Annotated in this window: 13 protein-coding genes; 6 read left to right on the top strand and 7 right to left on the bottom strand. The window is 70.7% G+C overall.

Annotated features, from left to right (window positions below; translation table 11 throughout):
• Positions 1-5: 5 nt before the first annotated feature.
• The 4 genes from AB0K92_RS29190 to AB0K92_RS29175 form a co-directional block, all read right to left on the bottom strand.
• Positions 6-323, bottom strand: coding sequence for a non-heme iron oxygenase ferredoxin subunit (locus AB0K92_RS29190; RefSeq protein WP_004002164.1), 318 nt, complete (start codon positions 321-323; stop codon positions 6-8).
• Positions 320-1,504: a Fe-S cluster assembly protein SufD gene (gene sufD, locus AB0K92_RS29185; protein ID WP_365927774.1), complete on the bottom strand. Its 1,185-nt coding sequence runs from the start codon at positions 1,502-1,504 to the stop codon at positions 320-322. The genes AB0K92_RS29190 and sufD overlap by 4 nt, the downstream gene beginning before the upstream one ends.
• A gap of 61 nt (positions 1,505-1,565) precedes the next feature.
• Positions 1,566-2,987, bottom strand: coding sequence for a Fe-S cluster assembly protein SufB (sufB, locus tag AB0K92_RS29180; RefSeq protein ID WP_165997381.1), 1,422 nt, complete (start codon positions 2,985-2,987; stop codon positions 1,566-1,568).
• Entirely contained in the window at positions 2,984-3,727 is a 744-nt protein-coding gene (locus tag AB0K92_RS29175) for a metalloregulator ArsR/SmtB family transcription factor (protein WP_365927772.1), read from the bottom strand. Before AB0K92_RS29175 ends, sufB begins: the two co-directional genes overlap by 4 nt.
• Before the next feature lie 185 nt (positions 3,728-3,912).
• Here AB0K92_RS29175 and AB0K92_RS29170 point away from each other — a divergent pair, with 185 nt between their 5' ends.
• From AB0K92_RS29170 to AB0K92_RS29155, 4 genes are all read left to right on the top strand, one after another.
• Positions 3,913-4,725: an AAC(3) family N-acetyltransferase gene (locus AB0K92_RS29170; RefSeq protein WP_365927769.1), complete on the top strand. Its 813-nt coding sequence runs from the start codon at positions 3,913-3,915 to the stop codon at positions 4,723-4,725.
• Between the two features lie 31 nt (positions 4,726-4,756).
• The gene (locus AB0K92_RS29165; protein ID WP_365927767.1) at positions 4,757-5,680 is read left to right on the top strand and encodes an ABC transporter ATP-binding protein; all 924 of its coding nucleotides are present in this window, start codon (positions 4,757-4,759) and stop codon (positions 5,678-5,680) included.
• Between the two features lie 237 nt (positions 5,681-5,917).
• Positions 5,918-6,634 carry an ABC transporter permease gene (locus AB0K92_RS29160; protein WP_365927798.1) on the top strand — a complete coding sequence of 239 codons (717 nt, stop codon included), beginning with the start codon at positions 5,918-5,920 and terminating at the stop codon, positions 6,632-6,634.
• A gap of 64 nt (positions 6,635-6,698) precedes the next feature.
• Positions 6,699-7,706, top strand: a complete 1,008-nt coding sequence (locus AB0K92_RS29155) for a COX15/CtaA family protein (RefSeq protein WP_365927765.1) — start codon at positions 6,699-6,701, stop codon at positions 7,704-7,706.
• Positions 7,707-7,799: 93 nt separating this feature from the next.
• Here the strand turns inward: AB0K92_RS29155 and AB0K92_RS29150 are convergent, their stop codons facing one another.
• The 3 genes from AB0K92_RS29150 to AB0K92_RS29140 form a co-directional block, all read right to left on the bottom strand.
• The gene (locus AB0K92_RS29150; protein WP_365927763.1) at positions 7,800-8,906 is read right to left on the bottom strand and encodes an amidohydrolase family protein; all 1,107 of its coding nucleotides are present in this window, start codon (positions 8,904-8,906) and stop codon (positions 7,800-7,802) included.
• A 113-nt stretch (positions 8,907-9,019) separates the two neighbouring features.
• Positions 9,020-9,352, bottom strand: a complete 333-nt coding sequence (locus AB0K92_RS29145; RefSeq protein ID WP_365927760.1) for a hypothetical protein — start codon at positions 9,350-9,352, stop codon at positions 9,020-9,022.
• Positions 9,353-9,447: 95 nt separating this feature from the next.
• Positions 9,448-10,401, bottom strand: a complete 954-nt coding sequence (locus AB0K92_RS29140) for a heme o synthase (protein WP_365762163.1) — start codon at positions 10,399-10,401, stop codon at positions 9,448-9,450.
• Between the two features lie 452 nt (positions 10,402-10,853).
• Here AB0K92_RS29140 and tkt point away from each other — a divergent pair, with 452 nt between their 5' ends.
• Both tkt and tal read left to right on the top strand, forming a co-directional pair.
• Positions 10,854-12,941 carry a transketolase gene (gene tkt, locus AB0K92_RS29135; protein ID WP_365927758.1) on the top strand — a complete coding sequence of 696 codons (2,088 nt, stop codon included), beginning with the start codon at positions 10,854-10,856 and terminating at the stop codon, positions 12,939-12,941.
• Positions 12,942-12,975: 34 nt separating this feature from the next.
• Positions 12,976-14,094: a transaldolase gene (gene tal / locus AB0K92_RS29130; protein WP_365927756.1), complete on the top strand. Its 1,119-nt coding sequence runs from the start codon at positions 12,976-12,978 to the stop codon at positions 14,092-14,094.
• Position 14,095 lies beyond the last annotated feature (1 nt).

Genomic DNA, 14,095 nt, shown 5'->3' with positions numbered 1-14,095 from the left:
GTGCCTCAGGACTCCTGGGTGAGGGAGACGAGCACGTCGTCCCCTTCGATCTTTACGGGGTATACGGGGACGGGGCGCGTCGCGGGAAGGCCGGACGGCTTGCCGGTGCGGAGGTCGAACGCGGAGCCGTGCAGCCAGCACTCGATCTGGCAGTCCTCCACCTCGCCCTCGGAGAGCGAGACGTTCGCGTGGGAGCAGATGTCGTGGATCGCGAACACCTCCCCCTCGGTACGGACGACCGAGACCGGCGTGCCGTCGAGTTCCACCCGCTTCGGGGTGTCCTCCTCCAGCTCGCTCAGCCCACAGGCGCGTACGAACGTCATGCGACCGACGCCTCCAGCTCCTCTTCGATCTTCGCGAGCAGACGCTCCTCGATGTCCGCGACGCCGATCTGCTGGACCAGCTCGGCGAAGAAGCCGCGGACGACGAGGCGGCGGGCCTCGTGCTCCGGGATACCGCGGGCCATCAGGTAAAAGAGCTGCTCGTCGTCGAAGCGGCCGGTGGCGGAGGCGTGCCCGGCGCCGACGATCTCGCCGGTCTCGATCTCCAGGTTCGGCACCGAGTCGACGCGCGCGCCGTCCGTGAGGACGAGGTTGCGGTTCATCTCGTAGGTGTCCGTGCCCTCGGCCGCGGCCTCGATCAGGACGTCGCCGATCCACACGGCGTGGGCCTCGTCGCCCTGCAGCGCGCCCTTGTAGACGACGTTGGACTTGCAGTGCGGCACGTTGTGGGTGACCAGCAGGCGGTGCTCCTGGTGCTGGCCGGCGTCGGTGAAGTACAGGCCGAACAGCTCGGCCTCGCCGCCGGGGCCGGCGTACGTCACGCGCGGGTGGAGGCGCACGACGTCGCCGCCGAAGGTGACGACGACGGACTTGAAGGAGGCGTCGCGGCCGATCAGCGTGTTGTGCTGGCCGACGTGGACGGCCTTGTCGTCCCAGTCCTGGACGGAGACGACGGTCAGCTTGGCGCCGTCACCGAGGACGTAGTCGACGTTGGCGGCGAGCACCGCGTCACCGGTGTGGTCGATGACGACGACGGCCTCGGCGAAGGCGCCCAGCTCGATCACCTGGTGGCCGAAGGCGACCCCGCCCTGGCCGTGCACGGCGATCCGGATCGGCTCGGTGAGGACGGTCTCCTTCGGCACGGTCACGACCGAGGCCTTCTCGAAGGCGGAGTAGGCCTGGGCGGCGACGCGGTCCACCGGGGTGCCCGCCTTGCCGAGCCGCGCGTCGTCGCGGCCGACGGTCTCGACGGTGACGCCCTCGGGGGCGTCGACGGTGACCTTCACGCCGTCACCGGTGGCGACGGCGGTGCCGTCGTGCAGGCCGCGCAGGCGCTCCAGCGGGGTGAACCGCCACTCCTCCTCCCGGCCGTGCGGGACCGGGAAGTCCGCGACGTCGTAGGAGGGCGGGGCGCTCATGCGGGAGACGACGGTCGACTCCGCGGCGACCGCGATCGAGCCCGCGGTGGTGGAACCCACGGGGATGTTCTGGGCCTCAGCCATGGCTGTCGTAGTGCTCGCTTTCCGTTGCGTAAGGGGCCTGATGGAGATCGTCGGCCGGTGATTAACCGACCGCGCCTTCCATCTGCAGCTCGATCAGCCGGTTGAGCTCGAGGGCGTACTCCATGGGCAGCTCCTTGGCGATCGGCTCGACGAAGCCGCGCACGATCATCGCCATCGCCTCGTCCTCGGACAGGCCGCGGCTCATCAGGTAGAAGAGCTGGTCCTCGGAGACCTTGGAGACGGTCGCCTCGTGGCCCATGGACACGTCGTCCTCGCGGACGTCGACGTACGGGTAGGTGTCCGAGCGGGAGATCGTGTCGACCAGCAGCGCGTCGCAGAGCACGTTGGACTTGGAGCCCGGGGCGCCCTCGCCGATCTCGATCAGACCGCGGTAGGAGGTCCGGCCACCGCCGCGCGCCACCGACTTGGAGACGATGTTGGAGGAGGTGTTCGGGGCCATGTGGACCATCTTGGCGCCCGCGTCCTGGTGCTGGCCCTCGCCGGCGAAGGCGATGGACAGGGTCTCGCCCTTGGCGTGCTCGCCCATCAGGTAGACGGCCGGGTACTTCATCGTCACCTTGGAGCCGATGTTGCCGTCGATCCACTCCATGGTCGCGCCCTCGTACGCCACGGCGCGCTTGGTGACCAGGTTGTAGACGTTGTTCGACCAGTTCTGGATGGTCGTGTAGCGGCAGCGGGCGTTCTTCTTGACGATGATCTCGACGACCGCCGAGTGCAGCGAGTCCGACTTGTAGATCGGGGCGGTGCAGCCCTCGACGTAGTGCACGTAGGCACCTTCGTCGACGATGATCAGGGTCCGCTCGAACTGGCCCATGTTCTCGGTGTTGATGCGGAAGTAGGCCTGGAGCGGGATCTCGACGTGGACGCCCGGCGGGACGTAGATGAAGGAGCCGCCGGACCACACGGCGGTGTTCAGCGCGGCGAACTTGTTGTCGCCGGCCGGGATGACCGTGCCGAAGTACTCCTTGAACAGCTCCGGGTGCTCCTTGAGCGCCGTGTCGGTGTCCAGGAAGATGACGCCCTGCTCCTCCAGGTCCTCGCGGATCTGGTGGTAGACGACCTCCGACTCGTACTGGGCGGCGACACCGGCGACGAGGCGCTGCTTCTCGGCCTCCGGGATGCCCAGCTTGTCGTAGGTGTTCTTGATGTCCTCGGGCAGTTCCTCCCAGGAAGCGGCCTGCTTCTCGGTGGAGCGCACGAAGTACTTGATGTTGTCGAAGTCGATGCCCGACAGGTCCGAGCCCCAGTTCGGCATGGGCTTCTTCTCGAAGAGCTTCAGGCCCTTCAGGCGCAGCTTGGTCATCCACTCCGGCTCGGACTTCTTGCCCGAGATGTCGCGGACGACGTCCTCGTTCAGACCGCGCCGTGCAGCGGCACCGGCCTCGTCGGAGTCGGCCCAGCCGTATTCGTACTTGCCCAGGCCCTCGAGCTCAGGGTGGGCAGTCTCCGTGGGGAGAGTCATGCGGGGTTCCTCCCGGCCGTGCTTGCAGATGCGTTCTGAGTGGTTTTGGAAGTCTTCGGGATAAACGTGGTGCAGACGCCGTCGCCGTGGGCGATCGTGGCCAGCCGCTGTACGTGTGTACCGAGCAGCTCGGCGAAAAATTCCGTCTCCGCTTCGCACAGCTGCGGGAACCGCTCGGCGACGTGGGCGACCGGGCAGTGGTGCTGGCACAGCTGCTCGCCGGTGGGCGCGCTGCGCGCGGTAGCAGCGTACCCGTCCGCGCTCAAGGCCTTGGCCAGGGCTTCGGTCCGCTTCTCGGGGTCCGCCTGCTCGACCGCCGCGCGGTAGGCGGCGGACTGGGTGGCGATCCGGGCGCGGGCGAAGGCGGCGACCGCCTCGCCGCCGCCCTCGCGCTCGGCGATCCAGCGCAGGGCGTCCATGGCGAGCTTGTCGTACGACTGGTCGAAGGCGTCCCGGCCGCAGTCCGTGAGCGCGAACACCTTGGCGGGGCGGCCCCGGGTGCGGGCGCCGTACACCCGCCGCTCGCGGGCCTCGACGACACCGTCGGCGACCAGCGCGTCCAGGTGCCGGCGGACGGCGGCCTGGGTGAGGCCGAGCCGGCCGGCGAGTTCGGCGACGGTCGACTGACCGTGGTCCAGGATCGACCGCGCGACCCGGTTGCGCGTCGAGCGCTCCCCGGTCGCGAGTTCCTCCTGCGGGGTTCCCGTGGGGGTCTCCCGAGCCGCGCCGACGTTTTTCACAACGCCATTGTTGCGTAATTCCTCAGAGCGTGACAAGCGGCGTCCGGACCGCCGGACGGTGCCCTGCGTCACTTAGGTGAACCTAAGCTGACCTGCGGAAACGATCTTTGATCGATCAAACCCCAGGCCAGGGGGGCGATCAAACCGGTGGCGGCGCCCGACCCCTTCCGGGACACTCACCCACCATGCCCACACCCCCTCCCACCGGCCCTCTTGTCACCCGTGACAGCCTCCGCGCCGATGTGCTCCGCTGCGGCGTGCGCCCCGGCGAGACCCTTCTCGTGCACTCCTCGCTCAGCTCGCTCGGCTGGGTCAACGGCGGGGCCGTCGCCGTGGTCCAGGCACTGCTCGACGCGCTCGGCCCGCGGGGCACCCTCGTTGTCCCCGCCCAGACCGCGGACCTGTCCGACCCGGCCGTGTGGTCGAACCCGCCCGTTCCCGAGGAGTGGTGGCCGGCGATCCGCGCCACCATGCCCGCGTACGACCCGCGCCGCACGCCGACCCGGGGCGTCGGCGTGATCCCGGAGACCGTGCGCACCTGGCCCGGCGCCCTGCGCAGCGCGCACCCCCACACCTCCTTCGCGGCGGTCGGACCGCGCGCGGCGGAGATCACCGAGGGGCACGCGCCCGACTGCCGGCTCGGCGAGCGCAGCCCGCTGGCGAAGCTGGAGGCGATCGGCGCCCGCGTCCTGCTGCTCGGCGCGGGCTACGACTCCTGCACCAGCTTCCACCTGGCCGAGTACCGCATACCGGCCCCGCTCGTCGAGGTGGGCCGGCCGGGACCCGGGGGCTGGGAGACCCTGACCGAGGTGTCGATCTCCTCGGACCGGTTCGACGAGCTGGGCCACGACTTCGAACGGGACCGCCCCGTCCGGCACGGCACGGCGGGCGCGGCCCGGGTGCGGCTGTTCCCCGTGGCGGACGCGGTGGCCTACGCCGAGCGCTGGCTGCCGCTGCACCGGCCCCCTGAGGAGGACTTCTCCCACCCGCCGGTCTGAGCTGCCGCTCGCGTACCTAGACTCTGGAGACATGCGAAACGAGCCCGTGGTCCAGGTCCAGGCCCTGGTGAAGCGGTACGGCGACAAGACCGCGGTGGACGGCCTCGACCTGGTGGCCCGGGCCGGCGTCACCGCCGTCCTCGGGCCCAACGGGGCGGGCAAGACGACCACGGTCGAGACCTGCGAGGGGTACCGGAAGCCGGACTCCGGCACGGTGCGCGTCCTGGGCCTCGACCCGGTCCGCCAGTCCCGCGAGCTGCGCCCGCGCATCGGCGTGATGCTCCAGTCCGGCGGCGTCTACTCCGGCGCGCGGGCCGACGAGATGCTGCGCCACGTGGCCCGGCTGCACGCCCACCCCCTCGACGTGGACACCCTCATCGAACGGCTCGGCCTCGGCTCGTGCGGCCGCACGGCGTACCGGCGGCTGTCCGGCGGGCAGCAGCAGCGGCTCGCGCTCGCGATGGCCGTCGTGGGCCGCCCCGAGCTGGTCTTCCTCGACGAACCGACCGCCGGACTCGACCCGCAGGCCCGCCGCGCCACCTGGGACCTGGTCCGCGACCTGCGCGCCGACGGCGTCTCCGTCATCCTCACCACCCACTACATGGACGAGGCCGAGCAGCTCGCCGACGACGTCGCGATCATCGACGCGGGCAAGGTCATCGCCCAGGGCTCCCCCGAGGAGCTGTGCCGCGGCGGCGCCGAGAACACCCTGCGCTTCACCGGCCGCCCCGGCCTCGACGTCGGCTCGCTGCTCAAGGCGCTGCCCGCGGACTGCGCGGCCGCCGAGCTGACGCCCGGCTCCTACCGGGTCGTCGGCAAGGTCGATCCGCAACTGCTGGCGACGGTCACCTCCTGGTGCGCGCAGCACGGGGTGATGCCGGACCGGATCTCCGTCGAACGGCACACCCTCGAAGACGTCTTCCTCGAGCTGACCGGCAAGGAGCTGCGCTCATGAACGGACCCCGCGAGAAGACCGGCCGGGGGTCCGGGGGTCGTCCCCCGGAAAGGCACAGCCTGGAGCTGACCGGCAAGGAGCTGCGCTCATGAACGGACCCTGCGAGAAGACCGGCCGGGGGTCCGGGGGTTGTCCCCCGGAAAGGCACAGCCTGGAGCTGACCGGCAAGGAGCTGCGCTCGTGACCACACCCACCGGGACCTACGCCCCGAAGCCCGGCGCCGCGCCGCTCCCCCGCATGATCGCCGCACAGGCCGCGCTCGAGACGAGGATGCTCCTGCGCAACGGCGAGCAGCTGCTGCTGACGGTGATCATCCCGACGCTGCTGCTGGTCCTGTTCGGCACCGTCGACATCGTCGACACCGGCGAGGGGAAGGCCGTCGACTTCCTCGCCCCCGGCATCCTGGCGCTCGCCGTGATGTCGACCGCGTTCACCGGCCAGGCCATCGCCACCGGCTTCGAACGCCGCTACGGCGTGCTGAAGCGGCTGGCGTCCTCGCCGCTGCCGCGCTGGGGCCTGATGACCGCCAAGACGGTGTCCGTGCTGGTCACCGAGGTGCTCCAGGTGCTCCTGGTGACGGCGATGGCGTTCGCGCTGGGCTGGTCCCCGCACGGCAACCCGCTCGCCGTCCTGCTGCTGCTCGTCCTCGGCACGGCCGCGTTCTCCGGGCTGGGGCTGCTGATGGCGGGCACGCTGAAGGCGGAGGCGACGCTGGCCGCCGCCAACCTGGTGTTCCTGCTGCTGCTCGTCGGCGGCGGGGTGATCGTGCCGCTCGACAAGTTCCCGCCGGCCGCGCAGGACGTTCTCGCGCTGCTGCCCATCTCCGCACTGTCGGACGGGCTGCGCGACGTCCTCCAGCACGGCGCGGGCATGCCCTGGGGAAACCTGGGGATCCTCGCGGTATGGGCGGCCGTGGGCCTGGCGGCGGCGGGAAAGCTGTTCCGCTGGGAGTAGCCGGATGCGTCGGCGCGGTCCGTTGCGCACCCCTCGTGAACCCGTGCACAAGCGGCCCCCTACGATGGTGACCGTGCCAAAGCTGACCCGCGCCGACGCCGAAGCGGCGTTGCGCAACCCGCTCGCCTTCATCGCCGCGCGCTGGACCCCGGATTCCCGGACGGTGCAGCGGGCGGCTCTCGCCGCGCTCGTCATGTCGGTGGTCATCGTGGTCACCGGCGGCGCGGTCCGGCTCACCGGCTCCGGGCTGGGCTGCCCGACCTGGCCGAAGTGCACGGACGACTCGCTCACCGCGACGCGCGAGATGGGCCTGCACGGCGCCATCGAGTTCGGCAACCGGATGCTGACGTACGTGCTGTGCGCCGCCGTCGGCTGGGCGATCATCGCGGCGCGCTCGCAGAAGCCGGTGCGGCGCGGTCTGACCCGGCTCGGCTGGGCCCAGTTCTGGGTCGTGATGGGCAACGCGATCCTCGGCGGCATCGTCGTGCTGGTGGGTCTGAACCCGTACACGGTCGCCGCCCACTTCCTGCTGTCCTCCGCGCTGATCGCGGTCGCCACGGTGATGTGGCAGCGCACCCGCGAGGGCGACGGGGAGCCGCGGCCGCTGGTCGGCGCGTCGGTGCGGCAGCTGGTGTGGGTGCTGGTCGGGGTCACCGTGGCGCTGATCGCCGTCGGCACGGTGGTCACCGGCGCGGGCCCGCACGCGGGCGACTCCAGTGACGTGCCGCGGATGCCGGTGGACTGGGAGATGGTCACCAAGCTGCACGCCGTGCTGGCGTGGGTCGTGGTGACGCTGACGTTCGCGCTGTGGTTCGTGCTGAGGGCGGTGGACGCGCCGCGCGGTCCGCTGAACCGGACCCGGGAGCTGTTCGTCATCCTGCTGGCGCAGGGCGTGGTCGGCTACGTGCAGTACTTCACGGACCTGCCCGAGGTCCTGGTCGGCGCCCACATGCTCGGCTCGTGCGTGGTGTGGATCGGGACGCTGAGGCTGCTGCTGTCGCTGCGGGAGCGGCCGGGGGCGTCCCCGGCGGACCTCCCGGAGCAGCCCGCCCGAACGCTGGCCACAACCTGACTCCGGCCCTCGTCTGACTCCGGCCGGCGTTTGACTCCGGCCACCGCTCTCTCCGGTCACTGCCCGAGCCGAGTCCCCGGCGCGTGAGCCGGCTCAGTCCAGGCCGTACACCCGTCGTGCGTTCCCCGCGGCGATCATGCCCGCCACGCGCTGGGCGTCCGTGAGGGACCAGGCGCCCTCGGCGACCCAGCCGCCGAGCACCCGGGCCAGGGCCTCGCGGAAGAGGCGGGCGCCCACGACGTGCAGTTCGGGCAGGCCCTTGCCGCCGCTGGAGAAGAGGATCTTGCCGAACGGGGCGAGTTCCAGGATCTCGGCGAGGACGGTGGCCGCGCGGGCGCCGGTGCGCGCCAGGGCGGCGCCGGAGTCGGCGTAGACGTGCGGGAAGAGCCCGGCGAGATGGGCGGCGTGCCGGTGGTACGGATAGCCGTACAGCAGGACGAGGTCGGTGCCCAGGCCCGCGGTCGCCCGGACGAAGTCGGTGAGCAGCACGGGGTCCGTGCGGTCGATCCGCGGTCCCGGTTCGCCGAGCCCGGCGTGCAGCTGGAGCGGGCGGCCGGTGGCGACCGCGCTCCACAGCAGGTGCCGCAGCAGCACCGGGTCGCTCAGCTCCCCGCCGACCGGCCGTGCCGCCAGCCAGCGGCCCGCCGCGCCGCGCACCTCCCCCGGTCCGGGCGGCTCGGGCGCGAGCGCGAGGCCGTGCCGTACGCCGGCCACGGAGGTGAAGGCGACGGCGCTCGCGGCGGCGGCGTGCACCGACTCGGCGAGGTTGGCGAGAAACGACTCGACGGTGCCGGAGGTGTCCGCGACCTGCTCGGCCAGCGGCTCCAGCCGGACGATCTCCCGTGCTTCGGCGGCCGCGGCGGAGGCCAGCTCGTCGGGGCCGGTGAGATCGCCGGGCAGTCCGGTGTCGACGAGGTAGGTGGTGATGCCGCTGCCGCGCAGCAGCCGCCGGCCGGCCTCCAGGACGCCCAGTTCCCGGCGCCGGGCGAGGTAGCGGGCGGGCGGGCAGTGCGGTTCCAGGCCGAGCAGGGGCGGGCACCAGCGCCGTACCGCGAACCCGGTCTGGGTGTCGAACAGGGTGGTGCCCGGGGCGGGCGGTCCCTCGGTGCGGGTCAGCTGGGTCTCGAAGGTGCCGAGACCCAGCTCCGTTCTCAGTACACCGTGGCAGTACTGGTCCACGAGGGACGGCGTTTCGATCATCCGGGACTCCCGTGACTGGACCGCGTACTCCTACGAGTCCTAACGGGTGAACCGGGTGTGGGGTACCGCGCCCGCACACCTGGTGCGAACCGCCGACGACACTCGGCCGTCGGTCAGGCGTTCGAGGGGCCGCCGATCTGGATGCCCGCCATCCGGGACCACTCGTACGGGCCGGTCTTCACCTTGGCGGCGAACTCGCCGTCGAAGGCCTCGTGGACGGTGATCCCGGCCTTGGCGACGGCCTGCTCGGCGATCGTGTACGAGGGGGCGACGAGGTCGCCCCAGCCGCCGTCCTCGCCGACGAGGACGATGCGGGCGCCGCGCCGGCCGAGGTAGGCCACCTGGCCCTCGGCGCCGCCGTGTTCCTTGGAGAAGGCGGTGATGCGCCGGGCCAGCTTCGCCACCGTGCGCTCGGCCTTCGCGTCAACCTGCTGCGTGTCTGCCATGGCCAGGATGCTACTCAGCGGTAGATCGACTGGCGAGGGCAGGCCGCTGTGACGTACGTCAGCGTGCGGGGTGCCGGACGGCCGGCGCGGGAGCGTCAGCGCAGGAAGGGGTCGACCGCCACCGCGACGAAGAGCAGCGAGACGTAGGTGATGGACCAGTGGAACAGCCGCATCTCCTTCAGCTTCGCGCCGGTGACCTCGGCCTTCGCCCGGTTCTGCAGCGCGTGCGCCTCCCACAGCCACCAGCCGCCCGCGGCCAGCGCGACCGCCGTGTAGAACCAGCCGGTGTAGCCGAGCGGGGTGAGCAGGAGCGAGACGGCGACCATGACCCAGCTGTAGATCACGATCTGCTTGGCGACGACCTTGTTGGAGGCGATGACCGGCAGCATCGGCACGCCGACGCGCGCGTAGTCCTCCTTGACCTTCATGGACAGCGGCCAGTAGTGCGGCGGGGTCCAGAAGAAGATGACCATGAAGAGGATGACGGGCGCCCAGGACAGCGAGTCCTTCACGGCCGTCCAGCCGATCAGCACCGGCATGCAGCCGGCGATGCCGCCCCAGACGATGTTCTGCGCGGTGCGGCGCTTGAGGATCATCGTGTAGACGACGACGTAGAAGAGGAGCGCGCCGAGGGAGAGCCAGGCCGACAGCCAGTTGACGGTGAGGCCGAACAGCAGCGTGGAGACCACCGCGAGGGTGATGCCGAAGGCCAGGCACTCGCGCGGGCTGACCATGCCGGTGACCAGCGGACGCTGCGAGGTGCGGTCCATCAGCGCGTCGATGTCGCGGTCGATGTACATGTTCAGCGCGTTCGCGCCGCCGGCCGAGAGGTACCCGCCGATACAGGTCAGCAGCACCAGACCCATGTCCGGCACGCCCTGCTCGGCGAGGAACATCACCGGCACGGTGGTGATGAGCAGCAGCTCGATGATCCGCGGCTTGGTCAGCGCCACGAACGCCTTCACACGGGCCCCGAACGGCCGGTGGGTCGGGCTCTGGCTCGTCCCGATTACCCCCGCAGGACGGGATTCAACGGCCGTCACGCACACCCCTGACAGAGACATCCCAGCAAGCCTCCCCGTGTGAAGTCGCGGTAAAGGCTCGCGCGTACCACGCCACTGTAGACGTTGCCCATACCCCGGATCTTCGCGGGGGTGGGGTCGTGTTGGACGGCGTGCTCCGCCGCGGGGACGGGCGCCTCGCGGCGGGGCCGTCCGGGGCGCGGATCCGGCGCTCGGACACACGCTCGGATGAGCGCCGGGTCACTCCGGAACGAGCGGCGGTCGAACGGTCAGATGAGCGCTTCCGTATTCACTTGGCGAAGCCGGTCCGGCCCGGTCAGGAGGCGGATTCCCGCGAGTCCCGGCAGTCTGTAATGACTCGAAAAAATGGACGTACTCGCGGGGGTAGGCTCGACAGCGGCCGGTGGGCGCGGAGTGCACCGGCGGTCGGTGTACGCCCACACCGGCATTCGACATGTGGAGAGGAGCCCTGACCCAGGGTGAGCACCAAGCCGACCACCACAGACCTCGAGTGGACCGAGCTGGACCAGCGGGCCGTGGACACCGCCCGTGTCCTGGCCGCCGACGCCGTACAGAAGGTTGGCAACGGCCATCCGGGTACGGCGATGAGCCTGGCGCCGGCCGCCTACACCCTCTTCCAGAAGGTGATGCGGCACGACCCGGCGGACGCCGACTGGGTCGCCCGCGACCGGTTCGTGCTGTCCGCGGGACACTCGTCCCTGACCCTGTACACCCAGCTGTACCTGGCCGGCTTCGGCCTGGAGCTGGACGACCTGAAGGCCTTCCGGACCTGGGGCTCCAAGACTCCGGGCCACCCCGAGTACGGCCACACCACGGGCGTGGAGACGACGACCGGTCCGCTGGGCCAGGGTGTCGCCAACGCCGTCGGCATGGCCATGGCCGCCCGCTACGAGCGCGGTCTGTTCGACCCGGAGGCCCCCGCCGGGGAGTCCCCCTTCGACCACTACGTCTACTGCATCGCCGGTGACGGCTGCCTCCAGGAGGGTATCTCCGCCGAGGCGTCCTCGCTGGCCGGCCACCAGAAGCTCGGCAACCTGATCCTGCTGTGGGACGACAACCACATCTCGATCGAGGGCGACACCGAGACGGCCGTCTCCGAGGACACGGTCAAGCGCTACGAGGCCTACGGCTGGCACGTCCAGCGCGTCGAGCCGCAGGCCAACGGCGACCTGGACCCGAAGGCGATCTACGCCGCGATCCAGGAGGCCAAGAAGGTCACGGACAAGCCGTCCTTCATCGCCATGCGCTCGATCATCGCCTGGCCCGCCCCGAACGCGCAGAACACCGAGGCCGCGCACGGCTCGGCGCTGGGCGACGAGGAGGTCGCGGCCACCAAGCGCGTCCTCGGCTTCGACCCGGAGAAGACCTTCGAGGTCGCCGACGAGGTCATCGAGCACACCCGCAAGGCGCTGGAGCGGGGCCGCCAGGCCAAGGCCGAGTGGGAGAAGTCCTTCCAGGAGTGGCGCAACAGCAACCCGGAGCGCGCGGCCGAGTTCGACCGCATCGCCAAGGGTGAGCTGCCGGCCGGCTGGGAGGAGAAGATCCCGGTCTTCGAGCCCGGCAAGGGCATCGCCACCCGTGCCGCCTCCGGCAAGGTGCTCCAGGCGCTGGGCGAGGTCATCCCCGAGCTGTGGGGCGGCTCCGCCGACCTGGCCGGTTCGAACAACACGACGATCGACAAGACGTCGTCGTTCCTCCCGGAGGGCAACCCGCTGCCGGAGGCGAACCCCTACGGCCGCACGATCCACTTCGGCATCCGCGAGCACGCCATGGCCGCGGAGATGAACGGCATCGCGCTGCACGGCAACACCCGCATCTACGGCGGCACGTTCCTGGTGTTCTCCGACTACATGCGCAACGCGGTGCGCCTGTCGGCCCTGATGCACCTTCCGGTGACGTACGTGTGGACGCACGACTCCATCGGCCTCGGCGAGGACGGCCCGACCCACCAGCCGGTCGAGCACCTGGCCTCGCTGCGCGCCATCCCGGGCCTGAATGTGGTCCGCCCGGCCGACGCCAACGAGACCGCCATCGCCTGGCGCGAGATCCTCAAGCGCCACACCAAGGAGTTCGGCAAGGGGCAGCCGCACGGTCTCGCGCTGACCCGTCAGGGCGTGCCGACGTTCGAGCCGAACGAGGGCGCGGCCAAGGGCGGCTATGTGCTGTTCGAGGCCGAGGGTGGCGAGCCGCAGGTCATCCTGATCGCGACCGGTTCCGAGGTGCACGTGGCCGTCGAGGCGCGTGAGGCGCTCCAGGCCGAGGGCGTGCCGACCCGCGTGGTGTCGATGCCGTCGGTGGAGTGGTTCGAGGAGCAGGACCAGGGGTACCGGGACAGCGTCCTGCCGCCGCACGTGAAGGCGCGTGTCGCGGTCGAGGCCGGTATCGGTCTGACCTGGCACAAGTACGTCGGGGACGCGGGCCGCATCGTTTCGCTGGAGCACTTCGGCGCGTCCGCGGACGGCAAGGTCCTCTTCCGTGAGTACGGCTTCACCGCTCAGAACGTGGCCGCCGTGGCCCGGGAATCGCTCGCCGCCGCCCAGCGCTGACGCTCATACACGACACGTAGGAGATGCAATTTCCATGACGGACGCACTCAAGCGCCTCTCCGAGGAAGGCGTCGCGATCTGGCTGGACGACCTGTCGCGCAAGCGGATCACCTCGGGCAACCTCGCCGAGCTGATCGACCAGCAGCACGTCGTGGGCGTCACCACCAACCCGACCATCTTCCAGAAGGCGATCAGCAGCGGCGACGGCTACGACCAGCAGCTGTCCGACCTCGCCGCGCGCGAGGTGACGGTCGAAGAGGCCATCCGCATGATCACCACGGCGGACGTCCGTGACGCCGCCGACATCCTGCGCCCGGTCTACGACGCGACCGGCGGCCAGGACGGCCGGGTGTCGATCGAGGTCGACCCGCGCCTCGCGCACAACACCAAGGCGACCGTCGCCGAGGCCAAGCAGCTGGCCTGGCTGGTGGACCGCCCCAACACGCTGATCAAGATCCCGGCGACCGAGGCGGGCCTGCCCGCGATCACCGAGGTCATCGGCAACGGCATCAGCGTCAACGTCACGCTGATCTTCTCGCTGGAGCGCTACCGCAAGGTCATGGACGCCTACCTCTCCGGCCTGGAGAAGGCGAAGGAGAAGGGTCTCGACCTCTCGCAGATCCACTCCGTGGCGTCCTTCTTCGTGTCCCGCGTGGACACCGAGATCGACAAGCGGCTCGACGCGCTCGGCACCGACGAGGCCAAGGCGCTGCGCGGCAAGGCCGCCCTCGCCAACGCCCGGCTCGCCTACCAGGCGTACGAGGAGGTCTTCTCCTCCGACCGCTGGAGCAAGCTGGAGAGCGCCGGCGCCAACAAGCAGCGTCCGCTGTGGGCGTCGACCGGTGTGAAGGACCCGGCGTACAAGGACACGCTGTACGTGGACGAGCTGGTCGCCCCGAACACCGTGAACACCATGCCGGAGGCCACCCTGCTGGCCACCGAGGACCACGGGCAGATCACCGGCGACACCGTCGCCGGCACCTACGAGCAGGCCCGCGCCGACCTGGACGCGATCGCCGAGCTCGGGATCTCGTACGACGAGGTGGTGCAGCTCCTGGAGGAAGAGGGCGTCGAGAAGTTCGAGGCGTCCTGGAACGACCTGCTGGCGTCGACCGAGGCCGAGCTGAAGCGCCTCGCCCCCGCGGAGGGCTGAC

The sequence above is a fragment of the Streptomyces sp. NPDC052687 genome (genome assembly GCF_040678395.1).
In the GTDB taxonomy this organism is placed as follows: domain Bacteria; phylum Actinomycetota; class Actinomycetes; order Streptomycetales; family Streptomycetaceae; genus Streptomyces.
This window is presented reverse-complemented; position numbering and strand designations above follow the sequence as displayed.

Bases quoted from the DNA above. Each gene is read 5' to 3' on its own strand.
- AB0K92_RS29190 (WP_004002164.1), bottom strand. From the start codon at position 323: ATGACGTTCGTACGCGCCTGTGGGCTGAGCGAGCTGGAGGAGGACACC.
- sufD (WP_365927774.1), bottom strand. From the start codon at position 1,504: ATGGCTGAGGCCCAGAACATCCCCGTGGGTTCCACCACCGCGGGCTCG.
- sufB (WP_165997381.1), bottom strand. From the start codon at position 2,987: ATGACTCTCCCCACGGAGACTGCCCACCCTGAGCTCGAGGGCCTGGGC.
- AB0K92_RS29170 (WP_365927769.1), top strand. From the start codon at position 3,913: ATGCCCACACCCCCTCCCACCGGCCCTCTTGTCACCCGTGACAGCCTC.
- AB0K92_RS29165 (WP_365927767.1), top strand. From the start codon at position 4,757: ATGCGAAACGAGCCCGTGGTCCAGGTCCAGGCCCTGGTGAAGCGGTAC.
- AB0K92_RS29160 (WP_365927798.1), top strand. From the start codon at position 5,918: ATGATCGCCGCACAGGCCGCGCTCGAGACGAGGATGCTCCTGCGCAAC.
- AB0K92_RS29155 (WP_365927765.1), top strand. From the start codon at position 6,699: ATGGTGACCGTGCCAAAGCTGACCCGCGCCGACGCCGAAGCGGCGTTG.
- AB0K92_RS29150 (WP_365927763.1), bottom strand. From the start codon at position 8,906: ATGATCGAAACGCCGTCCCTCGTGGACCAGTACTGCCACGGTGTACTG.
- AB0K92_RS29145 (WP_365927760.1), bottom strand. From the start codon at position 9,352: ATGGCAGACACGCAGCAGGTTGACGCGAAGGCCGAGCGCACGGTGGCG.
- tal (WP_365927756.1), top strand. From the start codon at position 12,976: ATGACGGACGCACTCAAGCGCCTCTCCGAGGAAGGCGTCGCGATCTGG.